This is a genomic window from Achromobacter sp. HZ01, assembly GCF_003267925.1.
GTDB lineage: Bacteria > Pseudomonadota > Gammaproteobacteria > Burkholderiales > Burkholderiaceae_B > Achromobacter > Achromobacter pulmonis_A.
Genome location: NZ_LWKV01000002.1, coordinates 296619 through 318610, shown reverse-complemented (window position 1 = coordinate 318610; position 21992 = coordinate 296619). Strand labels below are relative to the sequence as shown.

Below are 21992 nucleotides of genomic sequence, written 5' to 3'. Positions count from 1 at the left end.
TCTAGAGGCATGTTTTTGCCTCGTGGATCAAGAGGACGACCATGGCTTACTTTTCCGCAGGCCGCGCGAGCGGCTTCCGACTCGCCGCTACGGCGCTGCTATCGGCCGCAAGCGCCGGCGCATTGGCCCAGAACGCGGACGCCTTGCGGCAGTTCGCGCCCGTCATCGTGGAGGGCGAGGGCGTAGAAGCCGCGCCCGCCTGGGAAACCCGCAGCCGCCGCGAGCGCCTGGACGATCTGCAAATCCAGGACTGGACCGATCTGGGCAGGCGCGCCGAGCTGGGCGTGAGCTTCAATCGCCAGAACCACAGCATCAATATCCGCGGCCTGGACCAGGACCGCGTGCTGACGCGGGTGGACGGCATCCGCCTGCCGTGGCTGGACGACGGCGTGCGCGAAGTGAAGGGCGGACTGGAAGCGGTGGATTTCAACAGCCTTGCGCGGCTGGACGTCGCGCGCGGCGCCGACGCCAGCGGCGGCGGTTCCGGCGCATTTGGCGGCGTCGTCAATATGTACACGCTCGATCCCTCCGACCTGCTGCGCGACGGCAGGGACTTCGGCGCGCAGGCCAAGGCCGGCCACGATTCCGCCGACACCGGCTGGACAGGCAGCGCGGCGCTGGCCGGCCGTATCCGCAGCAACACCTTGTGGCTCGTGCTGGCGCGGCAGCGCGAGGGCCACGAACGCGATAACCGTGGCGAAGTCGGCGGCTACGGCCCCGATCGCGACAGACCCGACCCCGCGAATCACCGGCAGCGCAGTCTCCTGCTCAAGCTGCAGCAGCGCTTCGAAGGCGGGCACCGGGCCGGCCTGACGGGCGAATTCTTCAAGCGCAACACCGACATCGACAGCCGCTCGGACCAGGGACCCGGCACCAAGTACGAACTCGGCGAAAAACGCAACCGCAGGCAGACGCAACGCCAGCGCGTGTCGTTCGATTATTCCTATCAGGCGCCGGCGGCCGGCGGCCTGGTCGATACCGCAAGCGTCCTCGTCTACTGGCAGCGCCAGCACCTGGTGCACTCGGCCGACGGCTTGCGCAGCGTCGATCGCCGCGCCTACCTCAAGCCGGGCGACCCGATAGGCTACGGATTCCCCAACGGCCCTTATGGCCGTCGCAATAGCACCTGGCTGGCGCAATTCGGGGCCAGCGCCGAAGCCACCGCGCGCATTGCCCACGACGCCGTGGCGCAGTTGTGGACGCTGGGCGCCGAATGGCGCAGCAGCCAGTCCAGCCAGAATTCCAGCGGCTACGACAACTGCCCGACAATGCTTCCGGACCTGCCGAGGAGGTACGGCCCGCGATCCTGCGAACTGCTGCATACCAACCAGGCCGATCGGCCCCGCTCCCGCGGCAGGCAATGGGCCGTGTGGGCGCAGGACGAATTCAGCTTCGTCGACGGCCGCTACACGATCCTGGCCGCCCTGCGCTACGACGGTTACGAGCAGCGGCCGCTGTCCACTACCGACTACCAGCACAATCCGGTCGCGTCCCCCTTGCCGCCGCGCAACCGTGGCGGCCGGCTTTCGCCCAAGCTGCTGGCCACCTGGAAGGCCGCGCGCCATCTGCGCTTCTACGCGCAGTACGCGCACGGTTTCAAGGCGCCCGACGCCACGCAGCTCTTCATCAACTACGGCGGCCCCGAATCGTTGCTGCGCGCGAGCAACCCCTACCTGAAACCCGAGACCAGCAGGGGCTGGGAGCTGGGCGCCAGGCTCGGGTCCGACGCGCTGGGCGCCTCGCTGTCGTGGTTCGACAACCGCTACCGCGACTTCATCGACGCCAGCGCGGTGGTGACCCCGGGTTCGGCGTTGTGGAAGCCGGAATGGGCGGGCGCGTTCCCATGGGGCATCTACGCGACCCAGAACCGGGCCAGGGTGCGCATCTACGGCGCGGACGCCAGCGCCCACTGGCAGTTCGCGCCGGGCTGGCGCGCCTGGGGCTCGCTGGCCTGGGCCGTGGGCAAGGAAACCGACACGGGCACGTTGCTGCCCTCTGTGGCGCCGCTGAAGGCGGTACTGGGCGTGGGCTACCGCCGCGACGCCTGGGGCCTGGAGGCGCTGTTGACCGCGGTGTTGCGCGCCAAACAGCCCGCGGTCCGCCGGGCCCGGCCCAGGCAGCCCCCGCCGCCGGTTTTCTACGCGCCGGGCTATGGCGTGGCCGACCTGACGGCGTACTGGCGGCCCGGGGCGGTGAAGGGGCTGCTGCTGCGGGCGGGCGTCTTCAATCTGTTCGACAAGAAGTACTGGGACGCCCTTACCGTGCAAAGCCCTGGCGCGCCCTGGATGTCGTCGCGGCCGATCGATTGGCAGACCGAATCGGGTCGCAGCGCCCGTGTTTCGCTGATATACCAGTACTGATCCCGAGCCGTCGGCGGCGGCTTGCGCAACCTGTTCCATCGGTCGGAGGACCACCATGAGCCATACCGATTTCACGTCCCGCGCGCAGGCGCTCAGAGCGCGCGACGAGGCGCTGGCCGCCGCAAGGCCGGGCCTGCGCGCCCGCGACCAGGCCCGGGAGCTGGGCGTCTCCGAAGCCGAGTGGGTGGCCGCCGGCTGCGGCGGCCTGAAGGCCACGGCCCTGCAGGGCGTGCCCCAGGAAATCTTCCGGCAGCTCGGCACGCTGGGCAGGGTCATGGCGCTGACGCGCAACGAGTGGTGCGTGCACGAACGCCACGGCGTCTACCAGGGCATCCATGCCGAGAACATGGTGGGGATGGTGCTGGGGCCTGACATCGACCTGCGCATGTTCTTCAGGCGCTGGAAGTCGGCCTGGGCGGTCGAACGCGACGGCAGGCGCAGCCTGCAGTTCTTCGACGGCGAGGGCGTGGCCGTGCACAAGGTGTACACCGATGAAGATTCGGCGGCGGCCTATGACGCGCTGGTCGCCCGCTTTGCGGGCGCGCCGCAATGGCCCGAACCCGAGCCTTACGCGCCGGCGGCCAACGCCGACAGCGTGGCGGACGAAGCGCAATGGCGCGCAGACTGGCTGGCCATGCAGGACATACACGAATTCTTTCCGCTGCTGCGCAAGTTCAAGGTGTCGCGCCTGGCCGGGCTGGCCGCCGCCGGCCCCGACCTGGCGCAGCCCGTGCCCGCGCAATCCGTCGTGCGCATCCTGGAATCGGCGGCGCAGTCGGGGCTGTCCATCATGTGCTTCGTGGGCAACCGGGGCATGGTCCAGATCCATACCGGCCCGGTGCGGCAGCTGCGCCGCACCGGCGCGTGGTTCAACGTGCTAGACGCCACCTTCAACCTGCACCTGGACACCGAGGCGATCGCGGCGGCCTGGGTGGTGCACAGGCCCACCGTCGATGGCTGGATCACTTCGCTGGAGCTGTATTCCGGCTCCGGAGAACTGATCGCGCAGTTCTTCGGCGAACGCCGGCCCGGCCGTCGGCAACTGACGCAGTGGCGCACGCTGGTGGAAAGCCTGTGCAGCGTGCCGCTGGCCGCGTGAGCCGCGCGATGCAGACCTGGCTGGCGCTGGCGGCCGGATGGACGATGGCCGTGGCCGCGCATGCGGGGGCGCCCGAGCGGGTGGTGACGCTGGGCGGCAGCGTGACCGAAATCGTCTACGGGCTGGGGCAGGAGGGGCGGCTGGTGGGCGACGACCTCTCCAGCCTTTACCCCGAGGCGGCCACGCGGCTGCCGCATGTCGGCTACTACCGCGCGGTGCCGGTGGAAGGCGTGCTGGCGCTGGAACCCGACCTGGTGCTGGCGTCCGAACAGGCCGGCCCGCCCGAGGCGCTGCGGCGCCTGGCCGAGGTCGGCGTGCGCGTGGTCACCGTGCCCGACCGGCCCTCGGTGGATTCGCTGCAGGCGCGCATCCGCAACGTCGCGGCCGCGCTGGACGCGGCCCCGCAGGGAGAGCGCATGGTCGAGCGCGTCGCGCGCGAACTCGAACGGGCCGAGGCGGTTCCGGCTTCGCGCGCCCGCGCCATCCTGCTGTTCAAGCTGGGCGGGGTGCTGCGCGGCGCCGGGAACGGCACCGCCGCTAACAAGGTCATGACGATGGCGGGCCTGGTCAATGTGCTGCATGACCAGCAAGGCTACAAGCCGATCTCCGCCGAGGCGGTCAGCGCGCTGGCGCCGGACGTGATCGTGGTCACGAAATCCTCGCTGGCGGCCAGCGGCGGCAAGGCCGGGCTGCTGGCCACGCCCGGCATCGCGTCCACGCCGGCCGCCGCGCGCCAGCGCCTGATCGTCATGGACGATCCGCTGCTGCTCGGCATGGGGCCGCGGCTGCCGCAGGCCCTGACCGAACTCAAGCGCGAGGTCGCCGGTGCGATGGCGCGCTAGCGCCGACCGGATCACGCCGCCGCTGGCCCTGCTGCTGCTGGCCCTGGCCGTGATCGTGGCGGCGCTGGCGGCCAGCAGCAGCGGCGCGGTCCGCATTCCGTTGACCGAACTGCCCGCGCTGCTGTGGGGAACGCCGGCGCCCGGCGGCGAACTCTGGCGCAAGGTGCTGATCGACATCCGCCTGCCGCGCGTGCTGTTCGCGCTGGTGGCCGGCGCCGCGCTGGCCGTGTCCGGCGCCGCCATACAGGCGCTGTTCCGTAATCCCCTGGCCGAGCCGGGCCTGATCGGCGTGTCGGCCGGCGGCGCGCTGGGGGCGGTCGGGGCCATCGTGCTGACCTCCGGCGGCTTCTGGATTCTGGCGCCGGCCGCGTTCGCGGGCAGCCTGCTGGCGACGTTCTGCGCCTATGCGCTGGGCCGGCGCGTGCCGGGCGTGGCCGGACTGCTGCTGGCCGGCATCGCGATCAACGCGGTGGCCGGCGCGGCGATCGGCCTGTTCACGTACGTCGCCAACGATACCCAGCTGCGCGACCTGACGTTCTGGAGCATGGGCAGCCTGGCGGGCGCCAACTGGACGCTGCTGGCGTTCCTGGGGCCGTGGGTGCTGCTGGTGTCGCTGTGGCTCATGCGCCAATGGCGCGTGATGAACGCCTTGCTGCTGGGCGAGCGCGAGGCCCAGCATCTGGGCTATGCGCTCAGGCGCGTGCGGGCCGGGCTGGTGCTGGCCTGCGCGCTGATCGTCGGCCCGCTGGTGGCGGCCACGGGCGGCATCGCGTTCGTCGGCCTGGTGGTGCCGCACCTGGTGCGCATGACGCTGGGCGCCAACCACCGCTGGCTGCTGCCGGCCTGCGTGCTGGGCGGCGCGCTGGTGCTGGCGCTGGCCGACTGGCTGTCGCGCGTGGCCGTGGCGCCGGCCGAGCTGCCGATCGGCCTGGTCACCAGCCTGGTGGGCGGTCCGTTCTTCCTGTGGCTGCTGGGGCGCGGCAGGCGGCGGGGCTGATGCTGGCGGCCGAAAACCTCACGCTGTCGCGCGGCGGCAGCCGCATCCTGGACCGGGTGTCGCTGGCGCTGCGGCCCGGCGAGGTCGTGGGCCTGCTGGGCGCCAACGGCGCGGGCAAGTCCTCGCTCTTGGCCGCGCTGTCGTGCGAACTGCCGCCCGACGGCGGCCGGGTGCGGCTGGACGGGACCTCCCTGGCGCGGTTGCCGCAGCGGCTGCAGGCCCGCCGGCGCGCCGTGCTGCCGCAAAAGCCCGGGCTGAGCTTCGACCTGGACGTGCGCGAGGTGGTGGCGATGGGCGCCTACCCGTTTCCCGAACTGCCGCCGGCGGCCGTGGACGCGCTGGTGGAGCAGGCGCTCCGGCGGGCCGACGCCGGCCATCTGCGCGTCCGGCGTTATCCCGAACTGTCCGGGGGCGAACAGCAGCGCGTGCAGTTCGCCCGCGTGCTGGCGCAGTGCGAGGCCGCGCGCGTGCCCGGCGAGGCGCGCTATCTGCTGCTGGACGAACCCACCGCCAGCCTGGACCCCAGGCACCAGGGCGAACTGCTGCGGGCGGCGGCGGAACTGGCGCACGCGGGCCATACCGGCGTACTGGTGATCCTGCACGACATGAACCTGGCCGCGCGCTGGTGCGACCGCCTGCTGCTGCTTTGCGCGGGGCGCGCCATCGCCGCCGGCGCGCCGGCCGAGGTGCTGACGCCGGCCAATCTGCGCCTGGCCTACGGCATCGACGCGCAGGTGATCGCGCATCCGCTGCAGGCCGGGCGCCTGCTGGTGGTGACGGCGTGACGCGGGGCCGGGCGCCGGTAAAATGGCGCTGAATCCCATTTCACCCACCATTGCACAGGACCCGTGTCATGCCTACTTTTGACGTCGTCTCCGAAGTCGACAAACACGAACTCACCAACGCCGTCGACCAGGCCAACCGCGAACTGTCCACCCGCTTCGATTTCAAGGGCACGGACGCAAAGTTCGAACTGGAAGGCTTCGTCGTGACGCAGGTCGCCTCCAGCGCATTCCAGCTCAAGCAGATGCTCGACATCCTGCGCGGCCGCCTGTCGGCGCGCGGCATCGACGTGCGCTGCCTGGACGTGGCCGATCCGCTGGAGAACCTGGGCGGCGCGCGCCAGAAGGTCACCATCAAGCAGGGCATCGAACAGCCGGTGGCCAAGAAGCTCATCGCGGCCATCAAGAACGCCAAGCTCAAGGTGGAATCGCAGATCAACGGCGACAAGCTGCGCATCAGCGGCAAGAAGCGCGACGACCTGCAAACCGCCATCGCGCTGCTGAAAAAGACCGACGTCGACCTGCCGCTGCAGTTCGAGAACTTCCGCGACTGAAGCCCGGCTCCGGGACGCGGCCGATGGGACATTCCAGTGAGCTGCTGCTGATCGTCGAACTGGCGCGCGCCGGCGGCATGTCGGCCGCGGCGCGCGAGCTGGGCGTCACGCCGGCGGCGGTCAGCAAGCGGCTGGCCCAGATCGAGGCGCGCCTGGGCGTGCGGCTGGTCAACCGCAGCACGCGGCGCCTGAGCCTGACGGCCGAAGGCGAGCTCTACCTGGAAAACGCCCGCCGCATCCTGGGCGAGATCGAAGACCTGGACCAGCTGATCGCCAGCCGCCAGGACCGTCCGCGCGGCCTGCTCAAGGTCAACGCGCCGCTGGGGTTCGGCCGCAGCTATATCGCGCCGGCCATCGCCGAGTTCGCGCAGAAGTATCCCGAGGTGTCGCTGCAACTGCAGCTGACCGACAGCCCGGCCGATTTCGTGCAGGACGCCTTCGACGTGGCGGTGCGCTTCGGCGACCTGCCCGACACGCGCCTGATCGCCCGCAAGATCGCGCCCAACCGCCGCCTGGTGTGCGCATCGCCCGGCTACCTGAAAGCCCACGGCGTGCCCGCCGCGCCGCATGACCTGACGCGGCACCAGTGCATCGTGCTGCGCCAGAACGAAGCGGCCTACGGCCTGTGGCGCTTCACCAAGGGACGCCGCAGCGAAACCGTGAAGGTGCGCGGCAACCTCAGCAGCAACGACGGCGAAGTCACCCTCACGTGGGGCCTGGCGGGCCTGGGCATTCTGCAGCGCGCCGAATGGGACCTGGCGCGCTACCTGCGCAGCGGCCGGCTGGTGCAGGTACTCAAAGACTACGCCTTGCCGCAGGCGGACATCTACGCCGTGTTTCCCGAGAGGCACCACCTGTCCACCAAGGTGCGGGTGTTCGTGGACTTCCTGGTGGGGTACTTCCAGAAAGGCGCCGAAGGGCAGTGGTAATTCAGGCCGCCCACAGGTGCTGCGCCGCGTAGGCGCGCCACGGCCGCCACGCCTCGGCGCGCGCCAGCAGCTGCGCCGGCGTGTAGGCGCGCGATTCCAGCCGTTCCAGCGCGCGTATCAGGCCGATGTCGGCCGACGGAAACGCATCGGGCTCGCGCAGCTGGCGCAGCGCGATGTATTGCGCCGTCCATTCGCCGATGCCGCGGATTTCGCGCAGCCGCAGCACGGACTCGGCCAGGCTGCCGCCGGCTTCGAACAAATGCCTGTCGGCGACCGCCGCGGCGGCCACCGCCGACAGGGTGGCGGCGCGGCTGCGCGGCATGCCCAGCGACGCGAGCTCGGCGCCGGCCACGGCTTCGGGCAGCGGAAAGACGTGCGTGAGCGCGCCATCGGGCTGCGCCATGGGCGCGCCGTGCGCGGCCACCAGCTTGCCGGCCAGCCGGATCGCGGCGGCGACCGTGATCTGCTGCCCCAGCACGGCGCGCATCGCCAGCTCGAAGCCGTCCCAGGCGCCGGGCACGCGCAGCCCCGGCCTGGCCTGGATCAGCGCGGTCAGGACCGGGTCGCGCGCAAACTGCGCGGCGATGGCCACCGGGTCGCTGGCCAGGTCGAACACGCGGCGCAGCCGCGCGATGATGGCGGGCAGGGCCTGCAGCCGCGGAAAACGCACCACGGCCTGCAAGGCATTGCCGGCGCCGGGCCGCACGCTCACCGTGCCCTGGCTGCCGTCCAGGCAGATGGTGCGCGCGTAGGTGTCGCCCTCGATCCGCTCGACGCCGGGGATGGCGCGCAACCGCAGGAAGTCCAGCATCGCGTCCCAGTCGTAGGGCGGGCGGTAGCGCAGCAGCAGCCTGATCTCGCCGTCCTGCCGCGCGGAGACCTCGGGTTTGCCGGAGCGCCGCAGCTCGCCCGGCGCGCGGCCGAACAAGTCGTGGAATATCTCGTTGAAGCGGCGGATGCTGCCGAAGCCCGAGGCGAAGGCGATCTCGGCCATCGGCAGCCGGGTTTCGTGGATCAGCTGCTTGGCCAGCAGCACGCGCCGCGTCTGGGCGACGGCCACCGGCGAGGCGCCCAGGTGCTGGCGGAACTGGCGCCGCAGCTGGCGTTCGCCCACGCCCAGCCGCCGGGCCAGCGCGTCCACGCCGTCCTCGTCCAGCGCGCCGAGTTCGATCAGCTGCAGCGCGCGCGACACGCTGTCGGGCAGTTCGTGCCCCGGGCCCAGTTCCGGCGCGGTTTCGGGCCGGCAGCGCAGGCAGGGATGGTAGCCGGCCTCCTGCGCCGCGGCCGCCGTGGCGTAGAACGTCACGTTCTTCGATAGCGGGGTGCGCGCCGGGCAGACCGGGCGGCAATAAATGCCCGTGGTCTTGACGGCCGTGAAGAAGCGGCCGTCGTAACGGGCGTCGCGCACCTGGATGGCGCTGTAGCAGGCGTCGTGGTTCAAGTCCATGCGGCCATGCTAACGCCGCCGCGCGGCTCCGATCTAGCGGTTTTCGGACATTGTTGTGCACGCGGCATTGCTGTCCGAAAACCGCGAGCGCCGGTCCGCGGCCGGTTCTATATTCTGCCCATGTCCATCGCATAACCGGAGCCCGCATGTCCGTGCAGCCGCAGGTCTTTTTTCTCGAACGGGCGCCCACGCCCATCGGCCGCATGCTGATCCTCGGCGACGAGCGCGGGCAGCTGCGCGCGGTGGACTGGGAGGACTACGAGCCGCGTATGCACAGGCTGCTGCGCACGCAGTACCGCCGGCAGCCCATCGCGCTGCGCGACGCCGCACAGGCCTCGCCCGCGCGCCGCGCGCTGGAGGCTTATTTCGACGGCGCGGTGCGCGCCATCGACGCGCTGGACGTGGCCACCGGCGGCACCGCTTTCCAGCGCCAGGTCTGGCAGGCCCTGCGCGGCATCGCCGGCGGCGCGCCGATCACGTACGGCGCGCTCGCGCAGCGCATCGCGCGGCCCACGGCCGTGCGTGCGGTGGGGCTGGCCAACGGCGCCAATCCGGTGGGCATCGTCGTGCCCTGCCATTGCGTCGTGGGCGCGGACGCGTCGCTGACCGGCTATGGCGGCGGCCTGCACCGCAAGCGCTGGCTGCTGGAGCACGAGGCGCGCTGGTGCCCGCGATCTTCAACCTGAAGTTAAAGTTGTTTTGAATTCCGGGGCGGCCGCGAACAAAGCGCCTCGGTACAGTGCCGACAGACCCTCACCTGCAAGGAGCCCTGTCGGCATATGAAGACTTACCGCATCGCAACCATTCCCGGCGACGGCATCGGCAAGGAAGTGATTCCGGCCGGCCGCCGGGTCATGCAGGAACTGGCCGGACAGGGCGGCCTGCGTTTCGAGTTCGAGGATTTCGACTGGGGCGGCGACTACTACCGCAAGCACGGCGTCATGATGCCGGCCGACGGCCTGGACGCGCTGCGCGACAAGGACGCGATCCTGTTCGGTTCCGCCGGCGATCCGCACATCGCCGACCACATCACGCTGTGGGGCCTGAGGCTGAAGATCTGCCAGGGCTTCGACCAGTACGCCAACGTGCGCCCCACGCGCATCCTGCCCGGCATCGACGCCCCGCTCAAGCGCTGCGCGCCGGCGCAGCTGGATTGGGTGATCGTGCGCGAGAACTCCGAAGGCGAATATTCGGGCGTGGGCGGCCGCGTGCACCAGGGCCATCCCATCGAAGCGGCGACCGACGTGTCCATCATGACCCGCGCCGGCGTCGAGCGCATCCTGCGCTTCGCGTTCCGGCTGGCGCAGTCGCGCCCGCGCAAGCTGCTGACCGTCATCACCAAATCCAACGCGCAGCGCCACGCCATGGTGATGTGGGACGAGATCGCGCTGCAGGTCAGCCGCGAATTTCCGGACGTGACCTGGGACAAGGAACTGGTCGACGCCGCCACCGCCCGCATGGTCAACCGCCCGGCGTCGCTGGACACCATCGTCGCCACCAATCTGCACGCCGACATCCTGAGCGACCTGGCGGCGGCGCTGGCCGGCAGCCTGGGCATCGCGCCCACCGGCAACATCGATCCCGAGCGCCGCTATCCGTCCATGTTCGAGCCCATCCACGGATCGGCCTTCGACATCATGGGCAAGGGCCTGGCCAATCCGGTGGGCACGTTCTGGTCGGTGGTCATGCTGCTGGAGCACCTGGGCGAAACCCAGGCGGCCGCGCGGCTCATGCAGGCCATCGAAAGCGTCACCGCCGATCCGGCGCTGCACACCGGCGACCTGGGCGGCAGCGCGACCACGGAGCAGGTCACTGCGGCGGTCTGCGCCAAGCTGGCCGCGCTGGCGCCGGCCCGCGCGGCCTGAGGCGCCGGCGACACGGCCATACCCATAACGAGGAGACAACCATGCACAAGAAAGCCGTTCGCGCGCGCGCCCTGGCGTTCGCCTGTCTGTTGGGCCTGTCTTTCGCCGGCGCCACGTCGGCGCAAACCTATCCGGCGCGGCCGATCAACCTGGTGGTGCCGTTCCCGGCCGGCGGCACCACCGACGTGCTGGCCCGCGCGCTGGGCCAGGAACTGAGCAAGAGCCTGGGCCAGCCGGTGGTGGTGGAGAACAAGCCGGGCGCCGGCTCCACGCTGGGCGCCGACTACGTGGCCAAGGCCGCGCCCGACGGCTACACGCTGCTGATGGGGGCGGTGCACCACACCATCGCCACCAGCGTCTACAAGAGCCTGCATTACGACTTCCAGAAGGATTTTGCGCCGGTCACGACGGTGGCCCTGGTGCCCAACGTGCTGGTGGTCAATCCCAGGCTGGAGGCCAGGGACGTCCAGGGCCTGCTGACGATGGCGCGGGCCGCGCCCGGCAAGCTGACCTTCGGATCGAACGGCATGGGCACCGGCCAGCACCTGATCGGCGCGCAGTTCGAGAAAGAAGGCCACGTGAAGCTGCTGCACGTGCCCTACAAGGGCAGCGGCCCGTTGACTACCGACCTGCTGGGCGGGCAGATCGACATGTCGTTCGACACCATCACGCCGGTGCTGGCGCACATCCAGAGCGGCAAGCTGCGCGCGCTGGCCGTGACCACGAACAAGCGTTCGGCGGCCCTGCCCGACGTGCCCACGATGGAGGAGGCCGGCCTCAAGCCCTTCGACATGGGCACGTGGTTCGGCGTGCTGGCGCCGGCAGCCGTGCCCAAGGAGGTGGTGCAGCGGCTGAACGCGGAGATGGTGAAGATCATCCGCTCGCCGGATTTCTCGCGCCGCATGGCGGAGATCGGCGCCGTGCCCATCGGCGACAGCCCGGCCGAAATGCAGGCCCGCATCGGGACCGACACCGCGAATTACGCCAAGCTGGTCAAGGAAGCCAAGGTCGCGATCAATTGACGCAGCCCGAATCGTAGGATGGGTGCAGCGCGAGAATTCTTAAGCAAGAACCCGGATGCTGAACGCGCGAAACCCATCAGGCGGCGCCAGCCGCCGCCTTTCGTGGCAAGAGGTAAAAGCCGGCTTGCACCGGCCGATGGGTTTCGCGCGCTTGGCGCTTGGGTTTTTTCGTCGGGAATCTCGCGCTGCACCCATCGATTGGCGGCGGCCGGCGGCGCCGGTCAAGGACGCCAAGGTCGCGATCAACTGACGTCAGGCGCGGATCCAGCCCCGCGCGATGGGCAGGGCCAGCAGCTTGCGGTACACGGCCTGGGCGAAGTCGGTCAGCGGCGCGCCCGCGCGGTTCCACAGCGGCACGGCCGCCGCCGCGGCCAGCGGAGCCAGGGCCAGGCCGCCGGCGATGTCCAGCGGGAAATGCACGCCCAGGTACACCCGCGAGACGCCGACCGCCACGGCCAGCGCCAGCGCGGCCCAGCCCAGGCCCGCCCAGCGCCGGTCGAAGATCAGCGCCCAGGCCAGGGTGGCGATGATGATGGTGTGGTTGCTGGGAAACGACGAGGTCGCGGCATGCGAGAAAAACGCATGGCCCAGCCCGATGACGAAGGGGCGGGGGTGCGGCCACAGCGCGCCGCACAGATAACTGGCGAACAGCCCCAGGGCCACGCTGGCCAGGGCCTTGAGCGCCAGGTCGCGCTGGGCCGCGCCGCCCCACAGCCAGGCCGCGGCCAATCCGGCCGGGACCAGCAGGATCAAGCGGTTGGCCACCAGCATGGCGGCGTGCAGCTGCCATGCCGGCGTGGCCGGGTCGGCGTTGAGCAGCAGGAACAGGGACTGGTTAAGGTTTTCCAGGGAATTCATGACACGTCATCGCAGCGTAATAAATGAATAGCCACGATGGTAGTGAGGATTCCCGTCAGTCTGCTTACAAAATGCGCCGAATCCCGTGGTTTTACTTCTGGATGCGATTGCCCTGCGCGTCGATCACCGGCTCGCCGTCTTCCTTGGCGAAAGCGCCTTTTTGCGGGGCCGGCAGGATGTCCAGCACCAGTTCGGACGGGCGGCACAGGCGTGCGCCCAGCGGCGTGGAGACGAAGGGGCGGTTGAGCAGGATCGGATGCTGCTCGATGGCGTCCAGCAGCGCCTCGTCAGAGAGGGAAGCGTCGTCCAGGCCCAGTTCGTGGTAAGGCGTGCCTTTTTCCCGCAGGGCGTCGCGCACGCCGATGCCGGCCCGTTTGAACAGGGCCTTCAGGGTGTCGCGCGAGGGCGGGGTTTCCAGGTACAGCACGACCTCGGGTTCGATGCCGGCGTTACGGATCATGGCCAGGGTATTGCGGGAGGTGCCGCACTTGGGGTTGTGATAGATGGTTACGTCGGACATGTCAGGCTCCTCTTTCCGGTGAATCGTCATGCGAGGCAGTGAGCATAGTGCATTCGCGCCCGGGCTTCAGGCACGCAGCTTCCTGCCCAGGCGGCGCCAGCCGATGACCGCGCCCGTCAGACTCAGCGCCGCGCCGCCCAGGCTCAGGAAGATCAGCAGCGCGTCCCACAGCGGGCGGCGGGCCAGCAGGCCGGTCCAGTCCCAGCTGTGCAGGAAGGCGAACAGCCAGCGGCTGGCGCGCGCGCCGCTGTCCTGGCGTGCCAGGATCTGGCCGGTGCGCGGGTCCAGGTAGACCCAGGTCGCGCGCGCGTCGCCGAACACCGCGCGCCAGGCCGGCAGCGGTTTTTCGACGTGACCCAGCATCGCGTGCGCATCGCGCGCGTAGTAGTAGAAGTCGTAGGCGTCCAGTTCTTCGATGCGCAGCAGCGGCGCGCCGGGCAGCAGCCGGGCGGCCGCGTCGCGCAGCGCCGCCGGGTCCAGGCTGATTGGCGCGGCGGCGCGCGCCGACAGCACTTGCGGCGCGCCCGGCCCGCTGCGCGCCAGCGCCAGGTCGCGGCCCTGCGCGCGGGTCCAGGTCAATTCGCGCGGGGGCGCGGGCAGGGCGGCGATCAGCGCCGCCGGCGCGGCCAGCGGCGGCCCGGCCTCGGGCTGGCCGGCGTAGGCCGCCGTCGCCAGCGGCGCCTGATCGCCGGAGAAGATCTTCCATGGATTCATGGACATCAGCCCGCTGAAGATCCAGGTGATGGTGATGACGGCGAACAGCAGCCCGCTCAGGTGGTGCCAGCGCATCATGGACTCGCGGTAGGGCGAGCGGCTGCCGCTGGCGTACGGCCGCGAGAAGCGCCAGCGCAGCAGGCCCACCACGGTGCCGGTCAGCGCCAGCAGCACGCCGGCCACGGACAGCCACACGACGGCGTCGTGCCACCACGGGTCCAGGGCGTTGCCGCGCAGCGGATAGAGCCAGTGGATCCAGGCGCCCGCGTAGTTCCACATGCGTTCGGCGCGCGTGGCGTCGCGCACCACCATGCCGGTGGCCGAGGACACGTACAGGCGCGTGCCCGCCGGATCGTCCAGCTCCAGCCGGTGCAGCGGGCGGTCGGGGTCGAGCGCGCGGGAATGGGTATGGGCGTCCTCGTCGACCAGGCCGTCGTAGCGCGCGGCGTAACGGCCGCCGGACCAGGCCGCGGCCGTGGCCCGCGCGAGCGCGGCGTCGGCGCGGGGCAGCAGCGCGCCGGTGGCCGCGTCCACCACCTTGGGCGCTTCGCGCCGGCCGCCGGGCACCAGATAGACCGGGGCGCCGCCGCGCGCGGCGGCCAGGGTCAGTCCGGGCGCGTCGGCCGCGCCCGCGGCCGCCAGCGCCTGGGCCGGCGTCACGGCGATGGCGGCGGCGTCCAGCGCGGGCAGGTGGGCCAGCCGCTCCTGCGGCGTCAGCTTGGGATAGCCGACGTACATCATCACCACGCCCGAAACGAACCACATGGCGAAGAACAGGCACAGCACGATGCCGGCCCAGCGGTGGGTCAGGTAGAGCCAGCGCTTGATGCGGGCGGCGGGCGGCGCGGAAGAGGAGGTTTTCATGATGGGCGCGCCTGGTCAGAAACGGGCTTGCAGGCTCAGTTCCACCGAGCGCGGCGCGCCCAGGTAGTACATGGTCGGGGTCGCGTACGCGGCATAGACCTTGTCGGTCAGGTTGCGCACGCGCGCCGTGACGCTGAGGCTGCGGTTGATGCGGTGCGACAGCGCCGCGTCGAACACGGTGTAGGACGGCGTCCGCACCGTGTTGGCGGCGTCCGCGTACATGCGGCCCACGTAGCGTGCGGCCAGGCTGGCGCTCCAGTCGGGCGCGAAGGCGTAGTTCAGCCAGACGTTGGCCAGGCGCCGCGGCGTGTTGGCCGGCACGTTGCCGTTGCGCGAGACCGGCACGCCGCCCACCGCCTGCGAGAAATCGTCGTACTGCGGATCGACGAAGGCGGCGTTGGCCTGCAGGGACAGGCTGGAGCTCAGTTGCAGGCCGCCGGCCAGTTCGATGCCGCGCGCCGACTGCGCGCCCACCGGCACGCTGACACCGGGATTGTCCGGGTCGGAGGTGGCCATGTTCTTGCGCCTGATCTCGTACACGGCCAGGGTGGCCGACCCGCGGCCGTCCCAGAAATTGAACTTGGCGCCGGCCTCGGCCTGCCAGCCGGTGGTGAGCTTGTCGTTGTTCAGCACGTCGGCGAACGAGGCCGTGGCCAGCAGGCCCGAGGGAGGATCGGCCGCGGTGGCGTACTGCGCGTACAGCGAGGCCTCGGGGCTCAGCTCCCAGTTCACGCCCAGCCTGCCGGTCAGGGGCGAATAGCTGCGCTGCGCGCTGGCCGGCGAGGCGGCGGTGACGGCGCGGCGGTTGGTCAGGTCCAGGTCGATGAAGTCCTTGCGCAGCGCCGACACGATGGCCACGCCGGGCAGCACTTCGGTGCGATTTTCCAGCGTCAGCGCCAGGGTGCGGATGCGGTTGTCGCGGTCGGCGACGTGGCCGCGCGTCATGCCGGGTATGTCGTAGAAGTCCCCGGCCGCGAAGTCGTAGGGATCGACCGCGTCCACCTGCGCGGGCAGGCTGGTGGGATAGCGCGTGACCTTGTTTTCGCTGAAATCGGCGCCGAACGACCAGTCGCTGGGCAGGCCGGCCAGCGTGGAGCGGTACAGGCCTTCGACACGGTTGCCCAGCAGGCTTTGCTCGTGGCGCTGCAACAGCGCGCCGGAGCGCAGCACCAGGCTGTTGCCGGCATTGAGGCGGTAATTCTCCAGGTTGCGGTAGTCGCGTTCGGCGCGGTAGTAGTACAGCGTGTTCTTCAGCGTCAGGTTGGCGCCGGCGCGCCATTCCGTCAGCGAGCGCGCCCACAGCACGGACTGCTCGTACAGGCCGTCGTTGACGTTGTAGTTCTTGAACCGGGTGCCGTCCAGGATGCGGCCGGTGCCGCGCACCACGCCGTCGGGGCCGGTCTTGAGCGGCGTGCCCCAGTAGGGGCGGTCCACCTGCTCGCGCTGGTATTCGAAGGCGAAGGTCTGGGTCACGTCGGCGCCCAGGTCCGACAGCAGCGACACCGCCACCTGGCTGGCGCGGCTGTGGTTGCCGTCGATCCAGCCGTGGCTGGAGCCGGTGTTGGCGTCCAGGCGCAGGTAATGGCCGCGCCCGCCCGGCTCGCCGGCCAGCTGCTGGTTCAGGCCGACCGAAGCCTGGCGGCTGTCGAACGAACCGATCCGCAGCTGGCCTTCGTAGAAGGTATCGCGCTGCGGCAGCTTGGTGACGTAGTTGATGGCGCCGCCGACCGCGCCCGCGCCGAACAGAAAGGTGGACGGCCCGCCGATCGCCTCGACGCGGTCATAGATCCAGCTGTCCACCGGCCGGCCCGCGACGGCGTCGTACTGCACCGAGATGCCGTTGAACAGCTGCGCGACCTGGCCGCCGGAGAAGCCGCGGTAGCTCACCGCGCCGGGGTTGCCCGGCGGCGAGGCGTTGTCCACGCCCGCGATGCCGCGGGCGATTTCCTGGGTGTTCAGCGACCCGCGCGCCTCGATCTGGTCGCGCGTGATCACGGTGACGCTGGCCGGCGTCTCGCGCAGGGTCAGGCCCAGGCGGCTGCCGGTGCTGTCCTGCACGTCCAGGTCGATCGGGCCGTTGGGCGCGGGCGCCTCGTGGGCGGCGCCGACCACGGTGGTCGGGGCCAGCGTCTGCACGGCGGGTTCGGCGCCCTGGGCGCAGGCGTTGCCGCCGGCGAGCGCGCCGAGCAGCAGGGTATAGCGGGTGGTTTTCTTCATGTCTGGAACCGGTGGTCCGTCCCGCGCGCCCGGCTGCGCTGCCGAAAACGGGCAGGGCGGGTCGGATCGCGAGGGCCGGGATGACGGCGCGCCGCCGCCGGCGCAGGGCGCGCGGCGGAAACGTGGCGACGGGGAAACGAGCGGACGGGCGCGCGCGGTCCGCCTTCAGGCGGCGCGGCGGCGCGGGCTCAGTTCGCGGGCGGGGCGCGCGGCTGGGCCGCGCTCCAGGCATGAAGCGGGTGCGCCGCCAGGAAGAACAGCGGCGGGTAGGTGACGGCGCGCCCGACCGGAGCGGGCACCACCGGCACCGGCGCGGGCAGGATGCCCACGTCGGCATGGGGATTGCGGCAGAGCGGGCAGTGGTGGCTGTCGCCGTGCGTGTCGGTCGCGGTGCCGTCGCCGGCCGGCGGCACGTCCAGGGTCAGGGAGGCCGGGGCCTGGTCGCCGCCGACGCAGTAATCGACGCTGATGCTGCGATGCGCGCCGTGGGCGTCCGAGGGCAGGCCCAGCGCATGAGCCAGCGACGGCGCCAACGACGCCCACAGGATCGCGGCGAGTGCGATCCATGTTGCGGGGCGGGTCAGGAACGATGCGAAGCTCATGGCGCAAAATTATATCGGAGGGCGCCACGTTTCTTTCTATACGGACAAATGCCGTCGCACGTCGTCGCCGTCGATCGCCTCGCGCTCGCCGCTGGCCACCACTTCGCCGCGCGACAGCACGACGAACCGGTCCGCCAGCTCGCGGGCGAAATCGAAATACTGTTCGCACAGGAGGATGGCGATGTCGCCGCGCCGGCGCAGCATGTGGATGACGCGGGCGATGTCCTTGATGATCGAAGGCTGGATGCCCTCGGTGGGCTCGTCCAGGATGATGAGCCTGGGTTCGGCCACCAGGGCGCGCGCGATCGCCAGCTGTTGCTGCTGTCCGCCGGACAGGTCGCCGCCGCGGCGCGACAGCATGGTGGCCAGCACCGGAAACAGTTCGAACACCTCTTCCTTGATGCGGCGCGCGCGCGCCGCCGGCTTGGCCGCCATGCCCATCAGGATGTTCTCTTCGACCGTCAGGCGGGCGAAGATGTCGCGGCCCTGCGGCACGTAGGCGATGCCGCGCGCGGCGCGCTGGTGCGGGGCCAGGCGGGTGATGTCGGCGCCGTCGAACACGATGCTGCCGCGGGCCACCGGCAGCACGCCCATCACGCATTTGAGCAGCGTGGTCTTGCCCACCCCGTTGCGCCCCAGCAGCGTCAGGCATTCGCCCTGCCGCAGCGACAGCGAGACGCCGCGCAGCGTGTGGCTGCCGCCGTAGTATTGGTCGATCGCGTTCACGTCCAGCATTTCAGCGCCCCAGATAAACTTCGATCACGCGCGGATCGGCCTGCACCTTGCTCATCGGCCCTTCGGCCAGCACCGAGCCCTCGTGCAGCACCGTGACCTTGCCGCCGTCCGCGATCTGGTTGACGAAATCCATGTCGTGCTCGACCACCATCAGCGAATGGCGCCCGCGCAGTTCGTTGAGCAGTTCGCCGGTGCGCTCGGTTTCGGCGTCGGTCATGCCGGCCACCGGCTCGTCCAGCAGCAGCAGCTTCGGCTCCTGCATCAGCAGCATGCCGATTTCCAGCCATTGCTTCTGGCCATGCGACAACAGCCCGGCCGGCCGCGCCGCCTCGGGCCGCAGCCGGATCAGGTCCAGCGTTTCGCCTATCCTGTCGGCCTGCTCGCCGCTGAGGCGGGCGAACAGCGTGGGCCGCACGCGCTTGTCGGTCTTCATGGCCAGTTCCAGGTTTTCGAAGACCGTGTGCTGTTCGAACACGGTGGGCCGCTGGAATTTCCGGCCTATGCCCGCGTGCGCGATCTGCGCTTCGTTCAGCGTGCTCAGGTCGATGCTCTGGCCGAAGTAGGCGCTGCCCGCGGTGGGACGGGTCTTGCCGGTGATGACGTCCATCATGGTGGTCTTGCCCGCGCCGTTGGGGCCGATGATGCAGCGCAGTTCGCCCACGCCGATGTCCAGCGTCAGGTCGTTGAGGGCCTTGAAGCCGCCGAAGCTGACCGTGATGCCTTCCAGGTACAGGATGGCGCCGTGGCTGGTGTCGAGGCCCTTGGGGCTGACCCGGCCGTAGCCGGCCTCGCCGCTGGGGCCGCCGTCGAGCGCGGCGGAGTCGATGCGGGGCGCGTTCATGCCTTTCTCCCTTGGATGCGCTGCGCGGCGCGGCGCGCCAGGCCGACCAGGCCGGTGGGCAGGAACAGCGTCACCAGCACGAAAATCAGGCCCAGCGCATACAGCCAGAATTCAGGCAGCACGCTGGTGAACCAGGTCTTCAGGCCGTTGACCGCGCCCGCGCCGACGATGGGGCCGATCAGCGTGCCGCGTCCGCCGGTGGCGACCCAGATCACCATCTCGATGGAAGTTTCCGTGGACATTTCGCTGGGATTGATGATGCCGACCTGCGGCACGTAGAGCGCGCCGGCGATGCCGCACAGCACGGCCGACAGGGTCCAGACGAACAGCTTGAAGCCCAGCGGGTCGTAGCCGAGAAAGCGCAGCCGGCTTTCGCCGTCGCGCACCGCCGTCAGCACGCGGCCCAGCTTGCTGCGGGTGACCAGGCGCGCCGCGATCAGCGCGCCGGCCAGCGCCGCCAGCGTGATCCAGTACAGCGCGGCGCGGGTGCCCGGAGCGGTGATGTCGAAGCCCAGGATGCGCTTGAAGTCGGTAAAGCCGTTGTTGCCGCCGAACCCCGTGTCGTTGCGAAAGAACAGCAGCATGGCGGCGAAGGTCAGGGCCTGCGTGATGATGGAGAAGTACACGCCCTTGATGCGCGAGCGGAAGGCGAAGTAGCCGAACACGAAGGCCAGCACGCCGGGCGCCAGCACCACCAGCAGCATGGCGTACCAGAAATGCTCGGTGAAGGACCAGTACCAGGGGTAGTCCTTCCAGTCCAGGAACACCATGAAGTCGGGCAGGTCGCTCTGGTAGACGCCGTCGCGGCCGATGGCGCGCATCAGGTACATGCCGTGCGCATAGCCGCCCAGCGCGAAGAACAGTCCGTGGCCCAGCGACAGGATGCCGGCGTAGCCCCACACCAGGTCCAGCGCCAGCGCGGCCATGGCGTAGCACATGAACTTGCCCAGCAGCGCCACGGCATAGGCCGATACGTGCAGCGGATGGCCGGGCGGGAACGCCAGGTTCAGCAGCGGCAGCAGCGCCAGCGCGGCGGCGGCCGCGGCCAGCGCCGCCCAGGCGCGGCGCGAGTAAAGCGGGGCGCGGACGGGCAGGGTCGGATCGATCGGGAAACTCGATTTCATTCGACGCTCCGGCCGCGCGGGGCGAACAGGCCTTGCGGCCGCTTTTGGACGAACAGCACGATGAGCGCCAGGATAATGATCTTGGCCATGACGGCTCCTGCGTAAGGTTCCAGGAATTTATTGACCCCGCCCAGGCCCAGCGCGGCGACGACGGTGCCGGCCAGCTGGCCCACGCCGCCCAGCACCACCACCATGAACGAATCCACGATGTAGCCGCGGCCCAGGTCCGGTCCGACGTTGCCCAGCTGGGACAGGGCCACGCCGGCCAGCCCGGCGATGCCCGAGCCCAGGCCGAAGGCCAGCATGTCCACGCGGCCGGTGGGCACGCCGACGCAGTCGGCCATGCGCCGGTTCTGGGTGATGGCGCGCACGAACAGGCCCAGGCGGGTGTGGTTCAGCAGCGCCCACACCAGGAACACCACGAAGAAGGCGAAGCCGATGATGACCAGCCGGTTGTAGGTCAGCACCAGCCCGCCCAGTACCGTGAGGCCGCCGGACATCCAGGCGGGATTGCTCACTTCCACGTTCTGCGCGCCGAACAGGGTGCGCACGCCCTGCATCAGGATCAGGCTGATGCCCCAGGTGGCCAGCAGCGTTTCCAGCGGCCGGCCGTAAAGCCAGCGGATCACGGTGCGTTCCAGCGCCATGCCCACCAGCGCGGTCACGACGAAGGCCAGCGGCAGCGCCGCCAGCACGTACCAGTCCAGCCAGCCCGGCAGCCAGGCGCGGAACGCCGTCTGCACCACATAGGTCACGTAGGCGCCTATCATCAGCAGCTCGCCGTGCGCCATATTGATGACGCCCATCAGGCCGAAGGTGATGGCCAGGCCCAGCGCCGCCAGCAGCAGCACGCTGCCCAGGCTGACGCCGTAGTAGAGATTGCCGGCCCATTCGATCGTGGCCAGGCGGCGGTCGATCTGCTTGAGCGCACGCGCGGCGGCCTGGCGCACGCCGGCGTCGGGTTCCGCGTAGGCCCCATCGCGCTCCAGGGTCAGGGCGGCCAGGGTGGGGCGGAACACCGCGTTGCCGGTTTCGCCCAGCACCTGCACCGCATGGCGCCGCTTTGCGGGATCGTCGCTTTTCAATTCCAGATTGGCCTGCGCGATCTCCAGCGCATCGCGTACGGCCGGGTCCCGCTCGGCGGCCAGCGCCTTCGCAAGCATGGGCAGGCGCGCGGGGTCGCCGGTCTGCTGAAGCCGGCGGGCCGCCGCCAGGCGCACGGCGGGCTGGTCGGCGTACAGGCGCGCGCCGGCCAGCGCGGCCTCGATGGCGCGGCGCAGGCGGTTGTTGACCATCACGGCTTCCGCGTCCGCGGGCAGCTCGGCGGCGGCGCCCGTCGCGGCGTCGGCGGCGCGCGGGCCGCCGTCGCCGATCAGCAGGCGGCCGTCGCCGCCCGCGTAGAGCCGGCCTTCGCCCAGCGCCTCCAGTACGGCCGCCGCGCCGGGGTCGGGCAGCTCGCCCAGCGCGGCGATCGCTTGCAGCCTGGCGTCCGTGTCGTCGCCGGACAGCGGCGCGAGCAGGGCCGGGTCCACGCCGGCCGCCGCCTGCAGCGGCAGGGACGCCAGCCACGCCAGAAGAAAACGACGCAAGTAGAGAGCGATGACAGCGATGCGCATGGCT

At 70.5% G+C, this 21992-nt stretch carries 20 protein-coding genes; 10 read left to right on the top strand and 10 right to left on the bottom strand.

Features of this window, described 5'->3' with window-relative positions; all coding sequences use genetic code 11:
- Positions 1-41 precede the first annotated feature (41 nt).
- The 7 genes from A6B37_RS10580 (at position 42) to A6B37_RS10550 (ending at position 7563) form a co-directional block, all read left to right on the top strand.
- Positions 42-2360, top strand: a complete 2319-nt coding sequence (locus tag A6B37_RS10580; protein WP_111825712.1) for a TonB-dependent hemoglobin/transferrin/lactoferrin family receptor — start codon at positions 42-44, stop codon at positions 2358-2360.
- 55 nt (positions 2361-2415) lie between these two features.
- On the top strand, positions 2416-3459 hold the full coding sequence (locus A6B37_RS10575) for a ChuX/HutX family heme-like substrate-binding protein (RefSeq protein ID WP_111825711.1): 1044 nt from the start codon (positions 2416-2418) through the stop codon (positions 3457-3459).
- A gap of 8 nt (positions 3460-3467) precedes the next feature.
- Positions 3468-4301, top strand: a complete 834-nt coding sequence (locus A6B37_RS10570; protein ID WP_102774150.1) for an ABC transporter substrate-binding protein — start codon at positions 3468-3470, stop codon at positions 4299-4301.
- Positions 4302-4335: 34 nt separating this feature from the next.
- Positions 4336-5298: an iron ABC transporter permease gene (locus A6B37_RS10565; RefSeq protein WP_111826308.1), complete on the top strand. Its 963-nt coding sequence runs from the start codon at positions 4336-4338 to the stop codon at positions 5296-5298.
- Positions 5295-6083: a heme ABC transporter ATP-binding protein gene (locus A6B37_RS10560; protein ID WP_210405803.1), complete on the top strand. Its 789-nt coding sequence runs from the start codon at positions 5295-5297 to the stop codon at positions 6081-6083. The genes A6B37_RS10565 and A6B37_RS10560 overlap by 4 nt, the downstream gene beginning before the upstream one ends.
- Positions 6084-6151: 68 nt before the next feature.
- Positions 6152-6634 (top strand): YajQ family cyclic di-GMP-binding protein, encoded by a 483-nt coding sequence (locus A6B37_RS10555; protein ID WP_102773778.1) that lies wholly within the window; start codon positions 6152-6154, stop codon positions 6632-6634.
- Between the two features lie 23 nt (positions 6635-6657).
- Complete coding sequence (locus A6B37_RS10550) at positions 6658-7563, top strand: LysR family transcriptional regulator (protein ID WP_102773777.1); 906 nt, start codon at positions 6658-6660, stop codon at positions 7561-7563.
- A 1-nt stretch (position 7564) separates the two neighbouring features.
- Here the strand turns inward: A6B37_RS10550 and A6B37_RS10545 are convergent, their stop codons facing one another.
- The gene (locus tag A6B37_RS10545; protein ID WP_111825709.1) at positions 7565-9010 is read right to left on the bottom strand and encodes an AlkA N-terminal domain-containing protein; all 1446 of its coding nucleotides are present in this window, start codon (positions 9008-9010) and stop codon (positions 7565-7567) included.
- Positions 9011-9156: 146 nt separating this feature from the next.
- Between A6B37_RS10545 and A6B37_RS10540 the strand changes: the two genes are divergently transcribed.
- From A6B37_RS10540 to A6B37_RS10530, 3 genes are all read left to right on the top strand, one after another.
- On the top strand, positions 9157-9696 hold the full coding sequence (locus A6B37_RS10540) for a methylated-DNA--[protein]-cysteine S-methyltransferase (RefSeq protein WP_210405790.1): 540 nt from the start codon (positions 9157-9159) through the stop codon (positions 9694-9696).
- A 93-nt stretch (positions 9697-9789) separates the two neighbouring features.
- Positions 9790-10875, top strand: a complete 1086-nt coding sequence (locus A6B37_RS10535) for a tartrate dehydrogenase (RefSeq protein WP_102773774.1) — start codon at positions 9790-9792, stop codon at positions 10873-10875.
- Between the two features lie 41 nt (positions 10876-10916).
- Positions 10917-11897, top strand: a complete 981-nt coding sequence (locus tag A6B37_RS10530) for a tripartite tricarboxylate transporter substrate binding protein (RefSeq protein ID WP_111825708.1) — start codon at positions 10917-10919, stop codon at positions 11895-11897.
- Positions 11898-12149: 252 nt separating this feature from the next.
- Here A6B37_RS10530 and A6B37_RS10525 read toward each other — a convergent pair whose 3' ends face one another.
- The 9 genes from A6B37_RS10525 to urtB all read right to left on the bottom strand — a co-directional run bounded on the left by A6B37_RS10525 (position 12150) and on the right by urtB (position 21988).
- The gene (locus A6B37_RS10525) at positions 12150-12755 is read right to left on the bottom strand and encodes a phosphatase PAP2 family protein (protein ID WP_102773773.1); all 606 of its coding nucleotides are present in this window, start codon (positions 12753-12755) and stop codon (positions 12150-12152) included.
- A 91-nt stretch (positions 12756-12846) separates the two neighbouring features.
- Entirely contained in the window at positions 12847-13275 is a 429-nt protein-coding gene (gene arsC / locus A6B37_RS10520) for an arsenate reductase (glutaredoxin) (protein WP_111825707.1), read from the bottom strand.
- Positions 13276-13341: 66 nt separating this feature from the next.
- Positions 13342-14853 carry a PepSY domain-containing protein gene (locus A6B37_RS10515; protein WP_111825706.1) on the bottom strand — a complete coding sequence of 504 codons (1512 nt, stop codon included), beginning with the start codon at positions 14851-14853 and terminating at the stop codon, positions 13342-13344.
- Between the two features lie 15 nt (positions 14854-14868).
- Complete coding sequence (locus A6B37_RS10510; RefSeq protein ID WP_111825705.1) at positions 14869-17070, bottom strand: TonB-dependent receptor; 2202 nt, start codon at positions 17068-17070, stop codon at positions 14869-14871.
- 188 nt (positions 17071-17258) lie between these two features.
- Entirely contained in the window at positions 17259-17672 is a 414-nt protein-coding gene (locus tag A6B37_RS10505) for a DUF2946 domain-containing protein (protein ID WP_102773768.1), read from the bottom strand.
- A 36-nt stretch (positions 17673-17708) separates the two neighbouring features.
- Entirely contained in the window at positions 17709-18407 is a 699-nt protein-coding gene (gene urtE, locus A6B37_RS10500; RefSeq protein WP_102773767.1) for an urea ABC transporter ATP-binding subunit UrtE, read from the bottom strand.
- 1 nt (position 18408) lies between these two features.
- Positions 18409-19248, bottom strand: a complete 840-nt coding sequence (gene urtD, locus A6B37_RS10495) for an urea ABC transporter ATP-binding protein UrtD (RefSeq protein ID WP_111825704.1) — start codon at positions 19246-19248, stop codon at positions 18409-18411.
- Entirely contained in the window at positions 19245-20372 is a 1128-nt protein-coding gene (gene urtC / locus A6B37_RS10490; RefSeq protein WP_102773765.1) for an urea ABC transporter permease subunit UrtC, read from the bottom strand. Before urtC ends, urtD begins: the two co-directional genes overlap by 4 nt.
- The gene (urtB, locus tag A6B37_RS10485; protein ID WP_102773764.1) at positions 20369-21988 is read right to left on the bottom strand and encodes an urea ABC transporter permease subunit UrtB; all 1620 of its coding nucleotides are present in this window, start codon (positions 21986-21988) and stop codon (positions 20369-20371) included. The genes urtC and urtB overlap by 4 nt, the downstream gene beginning before the upstream one ends.
- Positions 21989-21992: the final 4 nt, after the last annotated feature.